Origin of the sequence: Taibaiella lutea (assembly GCF_008629695.1) — a bacterium.
Lineage (GTDB): Bacteria > Bacteroidota > Bacteroidia > Chitinophagales > Chitinophagaceae > Taibaiella > Taibaiella lutea.
The window spans coordinates 570,763-588,934 of the sequence record NZ_VWSH01000002.1; the positions used below are offsets into that span (position 1 = coordinate 570,763).

Genomic DNA, 18,172 nt, shown 5'->3' on the forward strand with positions numbered 1-18,172 from the left:
AGTTTTTAATTGTTAGGAGCTCCGATTGCCACCCATTGTGTAATTCTTGCGATATCGCAATCGGATAATTTGGCACTGTTTTGCGGCATCGCTATAAATCCCGATTGATGATTGATAGCGCCTATAAGCCGCTCATTTTGTATAGCCATATGAAACCCGCTATAGGTTTCAAAAGAATAACCTCCGGCCATCGTTGCATTTGTATGGCAACCGCTCAAAGTGCAATTCTGCTGGACAATAGGATTTATATCTCCTGAAAAAGTAAGGTTTGCGGTATCGCAGGTTACCGGGGTTACCGGTTTAACGGAATCAGCTTTATTATTTGTACAGCCATAGATGAATGCGGCAGTGACAAAAAATAATAGAAATGTCTTTTTAGAAAAAAAATGCATGAAAACTTTGTTTTGATTTAAAATGTTTTAAGGAGTTATCTGAGAAGGATGCAATCAGTAAGGCTTACGCCTGTTATGGTTTTTCCGACGCAGAAACCTTTAATAGTTACAGATGTACCGGTTTGTAATCCTGTTGTTTTTTCTCTTAATGCCGATTCTATATAATCGATGCCATTGGACGCTGAAAAAACCAGCATAGTGCCACCATCAAGATTATCAGATATCTCATTTATCTGGCCTTTGACTTCAATAGCTTTATTGAGGTATAGCTTATTAGCCATCGTTTCGTTTGTACTAAAGTCATGACAAAGCTTATCAACACTCATGACAATGCCTTCTTCGCTTTCTACCTTCTTCTCAGGTTTATGCCACATCCAATAGATTATTGAAATTCCTGTAATCATCAGAACGCATAAACTTATCAGAATGTATTTCCTTTTCATAAAAACATTGAATAGTGTGTCTAATCAAAATTAATTTACCCAAAAGAATTACAAATGAGGAAGTGGATAAAGCGGTAATTGCGCAGGATGAACAGGTGCAATTACATCAATTGATTTGATTTGATTTGTTTTTAAAGTTCACCACCAAGCCATTTTTTGAACTTGGCAGATTTTTCAGAACTAACAATAAGGCTTTCGTCGATAGCGGGTTGTAAGGCAAGAAAGACCCTTCCTTTGCTATAGGTTTTCATTTCCTTAATGGCACGGATATGTGTTATAAACTGACGATTGACACGAAAGTAATCCATAGGGTTCAGCATTTGTTCCAATGCATCCAGGTTGTAATCTATCGGATAAACCTGACCTGCAAAGGTGCATGCACAAGTAGCTTTATGGCTGCTGAAACAGTAAGCAATTTCTTCTACATCCAGTGTTTTGATATGTTCTCCGAAACGCACAATAAAGCGTTTTTTTAATGTTTGTGTGTTAACTTTTGGAGTTTCTTCTGTTGTTTCTTTTTGTGAGAATAATTTTGTGAAACGATTTCTTTTTTGCAAAGCAAGCAGCAGGTCTTCCTTTTTTATGGGTTTCAGCAAATAGTCCAGACCGTCTGTCTTAAATGCTTCCAATGCATATTGGTCGTACGCTGTCGTGAAAATAATAGGACAATCGGGTTTTACTTTTTTCAGAAGATCAAATGCGGAACCATCTGCCAGATGAATGTCGAGAAATACTACATGTGGTGTAGGATTATTTTGCAGCCATATTAAAGATGCTTCAATGCTATCCAGATGCGTAAGAATCTCAATCTTGTCTCTGGTAACCTCCTGCAGCAATTTGGAAAGACGTTTATACGCAGGTAATTCATCTTCGATAATAATAACTTTCAGGGTATAGTCCAAATCCTCCAATACATAAGTATCTGATGATTGAAATGATGCTTCTTCCTGAAGGCTTACTGGCGTTGCAATGTCCATAAAAGTATATTTTAAAGATGATTTATACTTCGAACTTTTGGTTTTTAATGGTGATGCTTATCTTTACAATAAAGGTAAGCAAACAATATAATCATTATTCTCTATCCCAAAGATAACAGGCTTTTTGGTTAAAAGAAGATAACGTTTCTGAATATTCAGTAATGCAATGCCTGCTCCCTTTTCCTTGCTCATTTTCGGTCGTAACGGATTCCTTACAATAAGCATTGTATAGTCAGACATGATAGTTATTTTCAGTGGTTGGGATAATGAAACGATATTGTGTTTAATTGCATTTTCCACTAACATTTGTAATACCATTGGGACTACTTTTTTTGTATTCATGAGTTCCTCAGGTATAGAATATTGTACCTGTAATGCCGCTCCGAACCGGCAATTCTGAACATACAAATAGGTAGATAAGATTTCGAGATCTTCTTTCAGGGTTATTAAATCGCGGCTGCGATAAGCTAATATATTCTGATATAGATCCGCCAATCTTTCGGTATAAGAAACAGCCGCTGCCTGGTCTTCTTCAATGAGATTGGTAAGCGTGTTCAGGCTGTTAAACAAAAAGTGAGGATTGACCTGGCTTTTAAGATGTTCGTATTCAAACTCCATTCTTTCTTTTTGTAATTGTGACTTTTCTTTTTGCCGCTTACCGATTATTTTTATTATTGCATAAACACATAATGCAAAAAAAAGTAAGACCAATAAATAGAACCAGATACTTTTCCAGAAAGGAGCTTTAATGGTGAATGTATAAAAAGTACCGTTTGCCAATTCATAGCTGCCATTTATAGTTGCCTGAATTTGAAAGGTATAAGTACCCGGGGGTAAATTTGAAAATGTTACAGCGTCGTCATGTGTTATAATCCATTTATCACCAAAGCCCAAGAGCCGGTAGCGGTATTGTAAGCGTTCCGCATTGGTAAAACTTATGCCATCGTATTTTATACAAATGTAGTTTTCATCAGCCTCAAACTGATTTTTATTGTTTGATAATTTACCGGATAGGGTGGCAATGCTTGTTATGGCTACTTCCGGACGAACATCGTATTGTTTGTATTGATTATTGAAGAATAATATTCCGTGCTCATATGGAATGAAAATATTGCCTGTATTATCTTTGGCGAAACAGTTCAATACATCTGAAGTACTGTCGATACCGACTTCCATCCTGAAATTAAAATGCCTGAACTGTTTGCTTCGTGGATACCATTCATCAATGCACCGTTCATAAACGGTTAAAACCTCTCCGGTGGCATTGGATGTAACTGTAGAAAGGTTTGCATCCGTAAGACCTTCAACCATTTCAAATTTATTACTGCCTTTTTTGATATGGTATAAGCCTTTGAAATAGGTACCAACCCACATATTCTGATTGGCATCTTCGGTTATGCTATAAGCTACTTTTGTCTGTTGATTTTCAGGATTACTCCAATGAAAATATTGGTTGCCATCAAACATGCAAACGCCCGCACCGTCAGTTGCCATCCATAACCTGTTTAAATGATCAGGATATAGATAATAAACATAATCGCTTCCGATACCTGTTTGTTTATTATGATGCCTCAGCAATTCAAGTTTGGGCACCTGGCCATCTGTTATATAAATTTCGTCTACACCCGTAAGCGTCGATATCCAAAGCTTATCCTCAATAGTAGTAATGCTGAGTATATTGCTGTTTGCAAGGCTTGCAATAGTTTTATCTTGTTTGAAAACACCTTCAGTATTCCTGTACCATAAACCTTTTCCCATCGTCCCAATCCATAATCTGTTATGCTTATCCTTATACAGGCAGGTTATTAATGCGTTGGGATGAAAAACAGGTTTCAATAATGATCCTGAATCATTTATACGGGCTTCATGCAAAACGCTATCCTGGGTAAGCCACAACCTGTTTTTATCTGCCCAGCATAAAGCAGTTACTTTTTTTAATTGATAAAAATCCGGCAGTTTTATTTGAGATAAATAATTTGCAGTTATCATACTCAAACCATTCTTGGTGGCGCACCACAAGTTGCCTGCGCGGTCACAAATCAGTTTTTTAAATTGATGGCCGGGATAGTGATATCCCTTTATTTGCAGGTTTAGGTTATTGTCAAGTTCAGCTTCCAGCAAATAACCTTCTCTTGTAATTATCCATGCTTTTGAATGGGAAACGGGAAGGATATCAGTCACTTGCCCATAATTCCATAACGCTGATTCGGGGAAGTTATGGATCGTTTTGCTTTCACTATTATACAGCGCAATACCTCCTTGCTGCATACCCACCCAATAGTATTTTGAGTCCGGTACTTGTTTGATGATCTGTACAATATTATCTGTCAGGCCGTTGGCCGTGCTAAGCACAGTAATTTTTGGTTTCCCGTTTATGAACTCGATATCATTTATGCCATTGTCTGTAGCAGCTATTAATCTGTTATTAGGTAAATAGCAGATACTATAAACAAAATCATCTGATAAGCCTTTGGTATTGTCGAGTTTGATAAATTGCCTGCCTCCTGAAAATGCAATAATCCCAGTTTCTGTTCCGATCCAAAGTGTATCTCCTTTCAGGTTTGAAGCAATGCAACGTATTCTTGAACCGTTACGTTTTAGAAGATATTGAATTTTGTTTTTAAATTGCCCCGTTAGCTGGCTGATACTACCTTTTTTATTTCCAATATAAAGATTGCTTTCAGTCGATGATAATGTAGAAACAGCCTCATTGAAACCTTGTATTTTTGAGAAGTCGGAACCGTTAAAACGAAAAAGTCCGTCATCGGTACCAATAAGGATATATCCTGTATTATCCTGGAGTATGCTTTGTACATTGACAGAGGCATATTGTTCATTTAGCCAGAAATCGCGAATAAAAGGTATCTGGGCATAGATATTTATTTTACTGCATAACACTAAAACAAAAATCAATCCTGCAAAAAACCTTTTGTTCCTATATGAATCTATTCTTGGCAATACGGATTATTTTACAAAAGTTGCTGATACGGAAACCTTAATTTCTTTCGATAAATTATTGTCGACTATTCGTGGTATTTTAATTTCATAATCTGCCAGCATAACTGTAAAGTCCGACTGTACTGTGATTTTACTATCAGTTATGTTTACAATTGCTTTGATAATTCTTTCCTGTGCTATGCCATGTATTGTAAGCTTTCCTTTAGTTCTTATCGTATAGATGCCTTTCTTTGAATAATCAATAGTTTCAATGATTTTGCCTGTATAAGTTGCTTCCGGAAAAACCTCTGTTTCCATATAGTTTTCATTGAAATGCTCCCGCTGCAGCGGATTATTAAAGCCTGCAAAAGTTGCAATGGAAACCTTGAATGCAAAAACGCTTTTGCCGACATCAAGTATTCCCTGAAGCTGATTGGAAGATGCTTTAATCAGCTCCAAAGGCGCATCTGATGAAAATTCAACATGCCCTGACCGGATTTGAAGAAAAGCTGTGTTCTGACTATAGCCAATGACCGGAAGAAGCCACCAAAAAAGCAATAACAGATTTTTGAACCTCATAATAAAGCATTTATATTTTGCTTATCTGCGGCTTAAAGATAAATAAAGCCCGGAAATTCCGGACTTTATTTTCACACTCACTACATGCAAGAAAAAGCACTAACTTTTGTCGTTTCGTCTCTATCGTCCTACGATTATTCTCTTTGTTGCCGACTTGTCACCAATTTTCATTTCAAGAATGTAATTACCGGCAGGAAGCGTGCTTATATCTAATGTGCTGGAGTTACTGTTCTTACTCAAGACTTTAGGCGCAGCAAAACTTCTGCCTGTTATATCATAAATTTTAAAAGTTGCGTTTCCTTGTTTGTATGTTACTACAATTTGTTTGGAAGCAGGGTTTGGACTTACTTGTAATTGTAAATCAGTTGTATTTATGTTTTGAACAGATGTTGGCGATCCAACTGTGATGGTTTGCATTGCCATCGCACTGCATTGTGTACCAAAAGAATCTGTTGCAGTCAGATGTACCATATAAGAACCTGCTGTTGCATAAGTATGCGTAGGACTTTTTGCGGTAGATGTCTGGCTGTCGCCGAATGCCCAATCCCAATGTAATCCTGTACCAACGGTAGTATTGGTGAATGTATAGGCCATTTGGCTGTTGCTTACTGTGAAAGCAGGAACAGGGCTTGGGTTGATAGTAACAACAACGGCATTTGAAGTTGCATTACCACAACCGTTAACGGTTTTACAAGTGTAAGTGCCGGAAGTATCAGGCAAAAACTGAGCGCTTGTAGCTCCTGAAACCGGACTTCCGTTTTTATACCATTGAAAAGTTGCACCTGCAACAGCACTGGCAGTTAAAGTAGCAGTGGCATCGCCTTTACATTTTGTAATTGGTCCGGCGGGAGTTACAGAAGAGGCAGTAGGCGGGGTACAGACAACGTTAAATACACCCAACATGCCCATGCTTTCATGTGGAATACATTTATAGTTATAAGTACCTACCACCGCCGGTACATAAATATAAGTTGTGCTGGAAGAATTAATATTCTGGTTCCATGCTGTAGCACCCGCAGGTATAGTAGTGCTTGTCGTAGTATGGCTTCCGTTTTGCCATTGGAATTTAATAGTATCACCTAAGTTAATAGTTACGCCGGTTGCAGGTACGAAACTCATGCCGCCGGGGCCTCCCACCATTATTGTCTGAGTTGTTGCAAACATGTTATGGGAAAGCAGGAATGTAATTGCCATTAAAATAATGGAAGGATAAATTTTGTAATGTAGCTTCATTTTGGTTTGGTTTTAATTGTTCGTGTTTATTGTTGAACTAATAAGACCACGATTCTGAAAATAAAGTTAGGTGCCTCAGTAACTATCTCGAAGCTATATGATATGAAACGAGAGTCTTTGGGATTTAAGATGGAAATTTGAGGATTGAAAAGGGAAATTAAATTTTGACTGAAACCCCGACACTAAAAATGCTCCGGGAATGTGTGAAAACAATAATTGGTTAGGAAATTCATTTTTTTCTTTTAAAAAATTGGAAAATTAAAAAGCGTCGCTTACCTTCGCACTCCCAAAAGCAATAGGGATATAAAGTTCTTAATTGGAGGCATAGCTCAGCTGGTTCAGAGCATCTGCCTTACAAGCAGAGGGTCCGCGGTTCGAATCCGTGTGCCTCCACTCCAATTTTAACAGGAAGCATAGCTCAGCTGGTTCAGAGCATCCCGATTAATCGGGAGAGTTCGCGGATCAGATTGTTATATTTCTAAGCTCTTTTTAACAGGAAGCATAGCTCAGCTGGTTCAGAGCATCTGCCTTACAAGCAGAGGGTCCGCGGTTCGAATCCGTGTGCTTCCACTTATTACCTTTTCAGGAGGCATAGCTCAGCTGGTTCAGAGCATCTGCCTTACAAGCAGAGGGTCCGCGGTTCGAATCCGTGTGCCTCCACATAATAAAACCGCACTTTAAAAAGTGCGGTTTTTTGTTTTTAGCATGTTTTATTTTTATATTCTCTACTCAGCAATTTTAGATAAATTCTATATTGGGATGACGAGTGATTCTATTGATGAAAGATTACGTCGTCATAATACAAATCACAAAGGTTTTACTGGTAAAGCAAGCGATTGGGAAATCGCATACACTGAACTGTATCAATCAAAAAGTGAAGCTTATTCCCGGGAGCGTTTAGTCAAATCGTGGAAAAGCAGGAAACGTATAGAGGCATTGATTAGAGGTGCAAAATTTTCCGGTTCATAGCATCCCGATTTTCAATCGGGAGGGTCCGCGGTTCGAATCCGTGTGCCTCCACAAAAAAAGCCGCTTCATTAGCGGCTTTTTTATTTTACTCAAATACATCTTATGCTAAGATGATTAAATAGCATAGATCTTTACGGATGCATTGTTTCAACAAGTGAATTTACGGCCGAATAGCCAAATCCAATTTCATTCAATTCATATTCGGACATTGGTATAGGATTTCCCGTAAAGATAATTGCTTTGAGTTGCAATTGCCAAAATGAGAGTGCGTCAGTTTCAGTTGTTGGCCTTACTCTTGGGTCATTACCGCCATTAGTGTAAATGCTGTTTGGGTTGGCCCACAAATTAAATGAAGATTCTAATATGGATTTATATCCGTTTACACCTTGTTGTTCTTCCTGAGTTAACGAGTTTAACTCATTTAGTCTTTGCATTGATTTTGATATAAAATTTGGGTCATTCTGAAGTGATAGGTCGTGGATATAGAAAAAGGCCTCTTGAAGCTCCTCATTAGGAGTCTCATTAATTGTTGCTTCTTTTAACTCATTGCTTGCTTTTAAGATCCCATTTTCAAAAGCATGTGATGCATCAAATACTTGCATCATTTTTTCAGAAAGCTCAGTAGCTATAAAGTTTTCCAATAAGCCTTGTTGCTCAGCTATTAAAGCAAATCTTCCGCATATAGTTTCAACATCAGCAATTGTAATGGAATTGTCAATAACGGCTCCATATTGTGCAAGATATTCTTCTACTAACAGGTTGTGTTTTTGGCCCAACGTCATCGTCTGCTGAGCGTTAATCAGGCTCTTTTTAGGAGTTGAGGGCACCGGGGAATTTTTTATTTTTTCTTTGTTGCTGCAAGAAGAAAGTAATAACATAGCAATTATAAACACTGAATAAATTAGGTTGTTTTTCATAAAGTTGTTTTTTAAATTTATTTGAATTATTTTTTTAGGATATTATTTGAAGAATTATTTTTAAAAATGGGGGGACCTTTGTTATTTATGTTATGACTTATAGTGACTTTGCTGTAATGCCTTGACATTTAACACAAAAATTGGAATTGAACGATTACCAAAATAGCGCTTATGAATTGATATTGGCATTTAACGTTGATAAAGCTATCTAAATGTTCTATTACCCCCCAAACCAGTTTATTAACGGTCGTTTTTGTTTATAAACGGTAGAAGAAAACGTTAATCACATGGGCCTTATCTGCAGAAAAAAGACTGCCTCCAAACATAGAGACAGCCATTAAAAATATTACCAAATAATAATCAGCTCTACTATTTGACCACTATAAATTTCATCTTCTTATTATATTTCGCACCTCTGATCTCAACAAAATAACTACCGCTTGAAAGTTTTTCATTTAATTTAATTGATACCTGTTGCTTGCCAATCACTTTTTGTTCATATACCTTACTGCCTATCAGATTCATTACTATAATAAGGTAATTATCCGCTTTAGGCATTGTTAAAGTAAAATTGCCATCGTTAGGATTCGGGTGTAATAGTATAGCAGTATTTCCTTCTGTATTAATTGATGCATTATTTGATGGTCTGCTTACAATGGAATCATCTGGAGGAGGAGGTGGTGGCGGGTTTCCTGGAACTTCATTACCTGACATTTTAATACAATGTTCAGGGTTAATCTCTCCCAAAAAGTATTTCCCTGGTTGAATTTCAATAGAAACATTGTCGCGCATATCAATATATTCGCTTGCTTCATAGTCGGTAAAGGCTGTTGTTTGATTTTGCACGACTCCTGAACCTGCGGGAAAAAAACTTCCGATTTTAAAGAACCTACGATAGTAACCATCATTAGGTAACATGCCCGAACTATATGTGACACCATCTTCCAGTACCCTGCAAATTGTTACCCAATCGATTGCACACGTATACTGGTAATAGTAATCCGGATTAGACAAGGGATATATCCATATTTGCCCGTTCGGGTAAGGATTATAAAAGTCATCGTCAACTAACCAGTTCACAACTGGATACCCTAAGCCAGGAACATATGTGCTCCATTCTCCAATCAACTGTTGCGGGACTACCGGCACGCTACTACCGGTTCCAATGCCAGTGTTTGGTGTTAAACCATTTGCTGCTAATACTCTTATTTTCCCACTACCATTGGGAGCTTCCCTGATTCCCACATTGATTTTATACTTACCGATTTTCAGGAAAGCATTATCCTGATAAATGCCTTCACCGGCAGTTGTACTTGCATTGCTTCCAGCCCACATCCAAATCAAGCTTGTATCCCAATTAGGCGATCCATGAGAACGTTGCCAATTCCCCGGGAATCCGTTAAACGTATAAGGTGAGGAGCCTCCAACAGGAGAACCGGGTGGATCATCAAAATGATGATTAACTTGTGTATATGCGTACTTACTCGCAAGTAGGAGCAACAACAATATTATTTGTTTCATAATAAAGAATTTAAAAAATGAGAGATAATGTTTTAGTTTTTCAATTTCTTTCTCAATTCTTCAATTTCTTTCTGTTGTTGTATTAAATATAATGTCAGCTCTTCTACTTTCTGCAATAATTTTGCATCCATTTGCGCAAGGTCCAACCCTTCTTTATGTACTTCTGCTGTAGATGGTATTTCAGGTAAATGGTTATTTTGCTCAATGTATTTTTCAACATCGCATAAAGGCATCAGTTCGTAATCGTTATCAAATACAAAATCAGACCAGTTTGTTGCATCAGAAGGTAAGGCTACTTTTATCCTTTGGGTTAATATACCTCCATCTACATATAGTTTGTAATCGCCGGGCGTTGGAAGTGTTTCTGGTCCAATTGCCACTTTGCCATTGCTGAGAACACGCATATGAGATCTCCAAATGGTTGTTGTCGGATCGAAATTCCAGAATTGCACTCCTCCGCCAGTTGCCTCAGGGCCATAAGATATGAATCGCACTTGTCCTTCGCGTCCACTGGCATTTGGTCCGGACAATTCGATGGTGCTACCATCACTACTTTCTGTATTTGCTGCAAGATACAGTACACCGCTATTGCTACGAGATCTGATGTATCTCCACCGTGAGTCAACCGGTTGGGTTAAAGTCATATTTCCATTTACAGTAAGCATATCTGATGAAGGGGAACCGGCGGCCCCCACTTCTCCTATGGTAACAGAACCGTCTATGTTTGCTTCTCCGCCGACATCCAGCGTTCTTCCGGGCTTTTTATTTAATCCGAGCTGCCCATTATTGTCAACTACAAATTTTAGTTGATTTCCAAAGCTTGGAGCCCCGCTTGGATAATGCTGACTCCATATTTCCATAATATTTGATACGTTTGGTGGAATGCCAAATCCACTTGTATATAAATTTCTCTGTATGAGGAATCCGGGTATTAAGTTCAGGCTATAGTTTGAAGCTGGGTCTGCATTAGTGAGAATATGCAATCTTGCATCGCTAACCGGCCCTGGCACCGTTCCAATTCCGACGTTGGACTGCGTATATGTATTAACTGGTGGGGCAGAACCATCCCATTGCGCGAATAAATAGTTTGTGTTCAGCATAAGTAATGCCAATACTGATAATTTGAATGTCCTTTTCATAATTGTGTTTTTTAATGAATCATGAAACTACATCCAACAATACGCTGTTTCCAAAACGAGTTTATTAACGGTCGTTTTTGTTTACGAACGGTAAGAGATGGTTAATAAAACACGCGTACCATTTGCATGGGAAGCATCGGTATAATCGCCTATTTCAAAAGATATATCTATATGGTGGGTGATGCTGAGGGCATCAATACGCTTCCTTAAAGCGCCTAAAGCAAAAGAAGATTCCCTGCCTCGCGATTTGCTTATTCCTATGCCATTGTCTGTTATTTCAATCCTTGCTGTTTCATTATTTCCGGTAATTTTTATACTTATGCGGCCTTCTTTATTGTTGAGTGGTAATATGCCGTGCTTAATGCTATTTTCTACCAATGGCTGTATCAGCAGTGGCGGAATCATGATTTCGTCAAGGTCTGCTGCAGGGTCTATGTCTATATCGTAGGAAATATTACTGAATCGTAAGCACTGTAATCTCAGGTAGCTTTCCACTATTTTCATCTCCTCTTCAAGCGTCACCAACTCCTTTGATATATTCAGCATATTTTGACGTATCATGTCCGAAAAAGTACGAATATACTCATTTGCCTGCAGTTTGTTGTCGGCATTAATGAATCCCTGGATATTATTCAACGTATTGAAAATAAAATGAGGATTCATCATGGCATTCAGCGATTTAAATTCAGCATTTAGCACCTTGATTTCTGCGCTATGTTCCCGCTCCTTGCGTTTCAGGGCTCTTTGTATAAAAAAGTAAAAGAGTAATCCTGTTATAACTATTGAGGCGAGGACAATCAGGCCAATTCCCCACCATCTTGCCCACCAGGGTTTTGATATAACAATAATGAATTGTTTTGCTTCGCTGCTTGTTCCGCCCTGTGTTCTCACGCGGGCATATATTTTAATAGTGCCGTAGCGGGGCAAAACTATGTTCAGTTCTTTATTGGTTAATAATTCCCAATCCGATGGCTTGTTGCCATCCTGCGCTATGCAATATTCATTTATTACATCAACCGCATTAAACGCAAGCACATCGAAGTTTATACGCGCTTTAGCAAAATACTTATCAGGTAATATGAGTGTAGAATCGTTGTCGCTTAACCTGAAAATGCTGTCTCCCACAACCACCTTATTAAAATATATTGCCGGTTTCGGCACATCTTTAAGTAAATCCTCTTTGGCAACAATGGTTATATCTCCGTTTTTAAAGAAATAACAATGGTTCTTATCGCTCAGGAAATATTCCGCATCAGTTGGTAGAAACGGGTTTTCTACAGGCTTTGGCAGGATTGTATTTTTATGGATGTTTACCAGTGGCAGGATATAATAATGCTTATCTGAACTAAGCAGTAACTTGTCGGACGATAAAGGATAGGCATTGTTCCAGAGTACTTTTCCCGATAAAAAAGAATCAGTTATTGTATTCTTTCCTTCAGTTGAGAATACATATAAACCGTTAGTTGAAGTGCATCCTATAAGCTTGTCATTCCAATATTTTAGCCATACAAACAACCTCTTTCCATATTGCGGTTGCAAGGTTGCGTCGCTTCCTGAAGAAGCGTAAATGCCGTTGCGTTGTGAATGTAAAATACTTTTATTATCTGATGTTGCAGCAAAAATTCTGCTGTAAAAAGTCGTACAGAATATTTGACGGACAGATGGGCCATTGTTAAACGAAGTATACGGAATAAAATTGCTGTACCAGGTTGAAACAATATTTAAACCGACGTATGTGGCAATTATGGATTTCCATCTATCTCTTATTATACCTTCTCTCTGTTCTTTAGGTAAAATGAATTTTTGTGTTCTTCCTTTCAAAATATCATACGTAAAAATATTGCCGCTACTACTTAAACAATAAAGGATATTATTGTTTATACTGCAATCAATATGGTTTCCCTGGTTCCTGATTTTTTCTGCACCTTTTGAAAAGTCCAGTATCGTTTTTATGGTCCCGTTTTTTGCTTCATATAATTGCCTGTCGTTCGTAGCAAAATATTCTTTCCCGTTATAATCACAGGCATATGTCACCACACCTTTGTAGGCATTTCTTATGACCCCGTTCTTTCTGAAATCCTTGTTTATGTTATATACTCCATCACCTATTGTTGACATCCAGTAATTACCTGCTATATCTTGTGTTGCCGATGTTACCCGTTTGCCTTTAAGTAGCATAAGCTCATTGTTTATATACATGCCATCGTCCGTTGCAATCAGGTAGTTTTTTCCGTCGAAATAAATCCGGTGTATATTTACTGATGATTTTTGTAAAGATGCAGGTATGGGGTATATTTTCTTGTAATTTTCATTATAAATAAACCCGGTATCGAAAAAGTATTTTTGATTTTGAAATGTGGAGCAAAATATTTTTTGATGGAATATCCTGTATATAATGGCGTCGGTATATACGTTTAATTGGCAGGTCTCGTCCCGGTTTATGACGCAATAAACACTATCCGATATTTTATCAATATTCATAAGCAATGTTTCTTTGCCTTTTGCCTTCCCTCTTTGATATATCCTGCAGCTGTCCTCTTGTATGTTAATGAAGTAGGACAGGTTGCGATAGCAAATAGTAATGGTACTGTCTTTTTCTAAGTTAATCCGCAGAGGATGTTCTAATTTGAGGGGTACCCTTAAAAAAAGTGTATTCTCAGGATTATGAAAAAAGCCGTTTTCATAGTAACATAATGTTCCTGAATAAGTAGCCAGCCATATACGGTGCCGGTAATCTTCCTGAAAAGAGAAGATCTCATTATCGGGTAAGCCGTCACCTGAGTTAAATATTTCAAAGGATATGCCGTTGTACCTCGCCACTCCTTTACTGGTGGCAAACCATATAAAACCCCTGCTATCTTTGTAAACAGTATATATAGTATTACTTGGAAGCCCGTTATCCTTTGTATAATGAAGCATCGGGTATTCACCGGCAAGTGCCCGTAAATGAGACAACATAAAGAATAGCAGGCCGCAGCCTATCCGGACAATATTATTTTTTATTGAGTTCATAGGTTTTAATAAACTCCAGCATGAAAGGATAACGCCTTCTGCTGACGGGAATATGATAAGTATCGTTTATTTCTAAAGACACATAATGATCCTTTGTTACCTTTTTGATGTAACGGCAATTAATCAGGTAAGACTTATGTATCCTGAAAAAAACATCTTTCGGAAGAAGGTCTTCGTATTCCGCTATAGAATGGCTCATTACAATTTGTTGCTCTTTGCCATCCCTCAGGAAGTTGAGCTTTGAATAACTTCCCATTGCTTCTATAAAATAAATATCTGCGAAAGCTACTGCCACTATATTGTTCAGCTCTTTTAAAAATATCTTTTTGGGTTCATAATTGCCTGTCATTTGGGCAACCAGTTCTTTGTATTCCGTGCTTCTTTCTTCCGTCAGTTTTTTATAAACAATTTTCTCAAGCAATCTATCTGTTGCTTGCCTGATCTCTGTAATGCTTATGGGCTTTAGTATATAATCTATCGCATTCAGTTTAAATGCCCTCACTGCGTATTCATCAAATGCGGTAACGAAAACTATCTCAAAATCGAATGGGTATATCCTTTCCAGAAAATGAAAAGCATTTTCGGCTGGCATTTCAATATCCAGGAATAATGCATCGGGCTTATATTGCTGTATGTAATAGGTTGCTTCTTCCGTATTATGCGCTATGGCACATATATCTATATTGCGGTCAATGTGTTGAAGCAATGTGTTTTTAAGATTGTTGCAGGCTGTTGGTTCATCATCTACTATTATTACTTTCAGTCTGTCGCGGCTGCTGTTTTGCATGTTTAACGTATGAATTATTCACTTTTTAAATTTTCAGATATCTTATGGCAGAAAGTTTAAGAACTTCTGTCGTTTTTAAAACGTCGCCTTTAAAGGAGTAAGTTGCTATTTTAATAATCCGGAAATCCGGTAACAGTCGGCTAATGGCTTACATCGCCTCAAAATGCTGTGGTTAACTTGGGCTTGCAATGCCGCAGTAATGATTCACGAAGATGATTAACGCATTGTCTCCCCATAAGAAATTCATTTACATTAATCTATGTACAAGTTTATGGAATTATTTTGTTAATTAAATAAATGTTTAAAATAAATATTTAAAATCACACCTGTGTAGATTGTCGATGCTAAGTGAAATATGCTCTAAAATGATGAATGTAGCTTTTCCTAAAACTTCAGACTCAAATTGATAAAGTAGTTTCTCCCGTAGCCATAAATATATTTTGAAGGAAAACGTTCAGGATTATTATTTTTTGAATCAAGTCTTAATTGCTCAAAACCCGCTGTGGGGATGTTTTTATTATTTAATAAATTGTTCAGGCCAATATTGATAAGTAAGGAGCTACTTTTGGGCAGCCATTTCATTGATTTATTCAGCAATACACACTTACCTGCAAACAGATCTATGGTAAATGCAGATCCCATCATTTCCTGATCAACAATAGCATGCCATTGTTCAGAGCCTGGTGTTAATAATTCAACAGCTTCTTTTGTTCTCCGGCTCGGATTGACATTTATATAATTCCTGTTTAAATAATTGCAGTTCAGGCTTACATGCCATAGTTTCGGTGAACGATAATCAGTGCCAATCGTATAAGCAGACTGCGGGCCTGCGTCCACATAGGTGTTCTTAAGATAAGCAGTACTTTGCGGCACATTTTTTGAAGTATCGTTATCGCGGTAAATATTTATTAGAGGATTAGAAGTATAAAATACCTGCATCCATGCAGTAACAGCTGTAACAGATAAAGATGAAGATAACTTAGCCTTTAGTGCCAACTCACCACCAATATGCCGTACGCTGACGTTTTGCATAACATAGTTTACAAAGCTGTTATAATCTTCATGATAAAAACGTATGATTTCGGTTGAGTTGCTTACTTCTGTTGCAAATCCGGTCAGACGGCCGTTAAGCCTTGGTGTATGAAGCATATAACCGCATTCTATGCTTTTAATTTTTGTAACCATCGGCATGCCTGCAATTTTGTTTCTCGTTTTGGGCGAAACGAAAGTATTGTCAAATGTAGGCGGATCGGTCATTAAACCGCCATTGACAAATAAATAACTACTTCCGTTTAGCTTATAACTAAGCCCACCTTTTAACTGATAATTGAAAAAATTTTGCTTTTGCGATAAACCATAAGAATCATCAGCAAATAGTCCGTTCTTATATAGCCCTTCCCGCTGAAATGATTCCCGACAAAGCCTTGCAGCAATAAATAAATCTATTTTCTTTTGAGAATATAATACTTGTCCCCAGGCAAAAGCCTTTGTAAATGTGGCTTTATAATTATAGGAATATTTATCACCCGTTTTTACAATGCCATTGGGGTTATTCAAGTCATTCTGATTAAAGGAATTATTTCCAACATAAGTCCTTTCTGCAAACTGATTGAGATTCACATAATAATCACCACCTAACAAGTCCAGCATTTTTCTATAGCTATCCATCTGTTGGCCTGTCACAGTCAAGCCTATGGAAAGGTTGATATATTCGTTAATCACTTTCCTCATGTTTGCACCGAAACTATATTTTTTGATATCATCTCTGTCTTCGCCAATCATATAAACTGAACGTTTTCCGCTCATTCCATTTATAACGTCATAATTCAGCTTGTTGGCTGCATATAAAGCATCCCAATCAATCTGGCGATAACTTTCATCAGTCAGCCACTTGAGTTTATAGGCAGCGGCGATATCGGGATTCGCAGTTTGCAAATCGCTTTCATAATAGCTCGGTAATCTTTTGTAATAATCCGGACGGGGATCCTGTGCATTATACCAGTCTAATGCACTGTTACCGTTATAACCTATTTGATAAGATGCAGCTAATCCAAACTTGGTTTTATGGTCCGGGATATAATCGTAATTCAACATAAAGACAGGCTGAAAATAATGATTCATTTTTGCGTTTCTTTTTTCTCCGTTTTGATAGCCCCAATTAGGATTATAAAAGTGGGTTCCTGACAAATCCATTGCTTCTAATGTGGCGGAAGCAGCCTTGCCGCTTTTCGTCGGGACGCCGAATGCCGTGAAATGCAGCATAGATGCAGCACTCAGCTTCCTGCTTATACCTGCATAAAAAGCATAACTATCGTAAAAAGTGCCGGGTACATAGCCTTCCCCGGACCAGCGTCTGGAAAATGAAACTGCATAAGCCCAGCCATTTGTCATCAGGCCTGAACTATGGCTCATCATTAACCTTTTTCTGTAAATCCTGTTTGTAGCGGTATAAGTAAATCTTGTTTGGTTGCGTTGCTCCGATGCTGTTGTATTTATAGTTGTAGAACCGGATAAGCCACCGAAGCCACTTTCAGAAGACTGTAATCCAAAAAATGTACTTTGTTTTTGAAACATATCATTTAAGCCGCTCCAGTGGCTAAAAGAGGCTGCACCGGATTTGGCATCATTCATTTGAAGGCCATTCAGATAAACTTCCAATTGGTCGCGATTGTAACCTCTTGGCTGGTAGCGGAAAGCAGCGAAATTTAAAGCTGCGGCTGAAATATAAGGATCGCGTGATGCGCCTAATATTCCTGATATGCTTTGATTTTCCATGCCATCGTCGTAATTATTATTATCTTCAATGATAGCCGGATGCTGGCTTGTAATAGTATTGATATCCGGATTTTGCCTGAAATCTATATTCCCAATGTTTATAAGAGGTACGTCAACCAATATTTTAATGAAATCGTGTGAAATGCTATTGCTTATAATTAATGTATAGCTGCCGTATTTCACTTCTGCAAGCTCGAAAATGCCCGAAGTGTCTGTAGCAGTATGTATTTTCAGGTAAGGAATGCTGACGTTAATATTCGAAATGCTATTGCTATCTGTGTCAGAAACGATTTTACCGGTGATGCGGGCGTACTTTTCGGGTTGAGCATTTGTGTAAATTGATATAAATAGTAATAAAAAGAATAGCACTTTTTTCATTTGGAAATAATTCAGATCAGTTTCAAAGATAAAATTTATTATCAAAATTCATAATAAATGTACATTGTTATTTTAGATTAATCATTTAAGCCAAATTCTTTGTTAGTAAAATT

Annotated in this window: 13 protein-coding genes and 4 tRNA genes; 5 read left to right on the forward strand and 12 right to left on the reverse strand. The window is 37.7% G+C overall.

Annotated elements, in window-relative coordinates; translation table 11 throughout:
- Window positions 1–5 precede the first annotated feature (5 nt).
- The 6 genes from F0919_RS09555 to F0919_RS09580 form a co-directional block, all read right to left on the reverse strand.
- Entirely contained in the window at window positions 6–392 is a 387-nt protein-coding gene (locus F0919_RS09555) for a hypothetical protein (RefSeq protein WP_150032522.1), read from the reverse strand.
- Window positions 393–427: 35 nt separating this feature from the next.
- Window positions 428–835 carry an OB-fold protein gene (locus tag F0919_RS09560; protein WP_150032523.1) on the reverse strand — a complete coding sequence of 136 codons (408 nt, stop codon included), beginning with the start codon at window positions 833–835 and terminating at the stop codon, window positions 428–430.
- 131 nt (window positions 836–966) lie between these two features.
- Window positions 967–1,812 (reverse strand): LytR/AlgR family response regulator transcription factor, encoded by an 846-nt coding sequence (locus F0919_RS09565; RefSeq protein WP_216629409.1) that lies wholly within the window; start codon window positions 1,810–1,812, stop codon window positions 967–969.
- A gap of 63 nt (window positions 1,813–1,875) precedes the next feature.
- Window positions 1,876–4,725: a sensor histidine kinase gene (locus F0919_RS09570; protein WP_150032524.1), complete on the reverse strand. Its 2,850-nt coding sequence runs from the start codon at window positions 4,723–4,725 to the stop codon at window positions 1,876–1,878.
- A 51-nt stretch (window positions 4,726–4,776) separates the two neighbouring features.
- Entirely contained in the window at window positions 4,777–5,328 is a 552-nt protein-coding gene (locus tag F0919_RS09575; RefSeq protein WP_150032525.1) for a YceI family protein, read from the reverse strand.
- 120 nt (window positions 5,329–5,448) lie between these two features.
- Window positions 5,449–6,561 (reverse strand): PKD domain-containing protein, encoded by a 1,113-nt coding sequence (locus tag F0919_RS09580; RefSeq protein ID WP_150032526.1) that lies wholly within the window; start codon window positions 6,559–6,561, stop codon window positions 5,449–5,451.
- Between the two features lie 318 nt (window positions 6,562–6,879).
- On the opposite strand from F0919_RS09580, the gene F0919_RS09585 reads away from it, so the two are divergent.
- From F0919_RS09585 to F0919_RS09605, 5 genes are all read left to right on the forward strand, one after another.
- A tRNA-Val gene (locus F0919_RS09585) sits at window positions 6,880–6,954 on the forward strand.
- Between the two features lie 102 nt (window positions 6,955–7,056).
- Window positions 7,057–7,131, forward strand: a tRNA-Val gene (locus F0919_RS09590).
- Between the two features lie 15 nt (window positions 7,132–7,146).
- Window positions 7,147–7,221 (forward strand) — tRNA-Val (locus tag F0919_RS09595).
- Between the two features lie 45 nt (window positions 7,222–7,266).
- Window positions 7,267–7,530 (forward strand): GIY-YIG nuclease family protein, encoded by a 264-nt coding sequence (locus F0919_RS09600; RefSeq protein WP_150032527.1) that lies wholly within the window; start codon window positions 7,267–7,269, stop codon window positions 7,528–7,530.
- A tRNA-Glu gene (locus F0919_RS09605) sits at window positions 7,492–7,581 on the forward strand. The genes F0919_RS09600 and F0919_RS09605 overlap by 39 nt, the downstream gene beginning before the upstream one ends.
- An 80-nt stretch (window positions 7,582–7,661) precedes the next feature.
- Here the strand turns inward: F0919_RS09605 and F0919_RS09610 are convergent.
- The 6 genes from F0919_RS09610 to F0919_RS09635 form a co-directional block, all read right to left on the reverse strand.
- Window positions 7,662–8,447 (reverse strand): hypothetical protein, encoded by a 786-nt coding sequence (locus F0919_RS09610; RefSeq protein WP_150032528.1) that lies wholly within the window; start codon window positions 8,445–8,447, stop codon window positions 7,662–7,664.
- Between the two features lie 369 nt (window positions 8,448–8,816).
- Window positions 8,817–9,968 (reverse strand): T9SS type A sorting domain-containing protein, encoded by a 1,152-nt coding sequence (locus F0919_RS09615; RefSeq protein WP_150032529.1) that lies wholly within the window; start codon window positions 9,966–9,968, stop codon window positions 8,817–8,819.
- Between the two features lie 32 nt (window positions 9,969–10,000).
- Window positions 10,001–11,107 carry a hypothetical protein gene (locus F0919_RS09620; protein ID WP_150032530.1) on the reverse strand — a complete coding sequence of 369 codons (1,107 nt, stop codon included), beginning with the start codon at window positions 11,105–11,107 and terminating at the stop codon, window positions 10,001–10,003.
- An 81-nt stretch (window positions 11,108–11,188) separates the two neighbouring features.
- Complete coding sequence (locus tag F0919_RS18765) at window positions 11,189–14,119, reverse strand: sensor histidine kinase (RefSeq protein WP_150032531.1); 2,931 nt, start codon at window positions 14,117–14,119, stop codon at window positions 11,189–11,191.
- Complete coding sequence (locus F0919_RS09630) at window positions 14,100–14,906, reverse strand: LytR/AlgR family response regulator transcription factor (RefSeq protein WP_150032532.1); 807 nt, start codon at window positions 14,904–14,906, stop codon at window positions 14,100–14,102. Before F0919_RS09630 ends, F0919_RS18765 begins: the two co-directional genes overlap by 20 nt.
- A 384-nt stretch (window positions 14,907–15,290) precedes the next feature.
- A complete protein-coding gene (locus tag F0919_RS09635) occupies window positions 15,291–18,059 on the reverse strand; it encodes a carboxypeptidase-like regulatory domain-containing protein (RefSeq protein ID WP_150032533.1) in 2,769 nt (922 codons plus the stop codon).
- Window positions 18,060–18,172 lie beyond the last annotated feature (113 nt).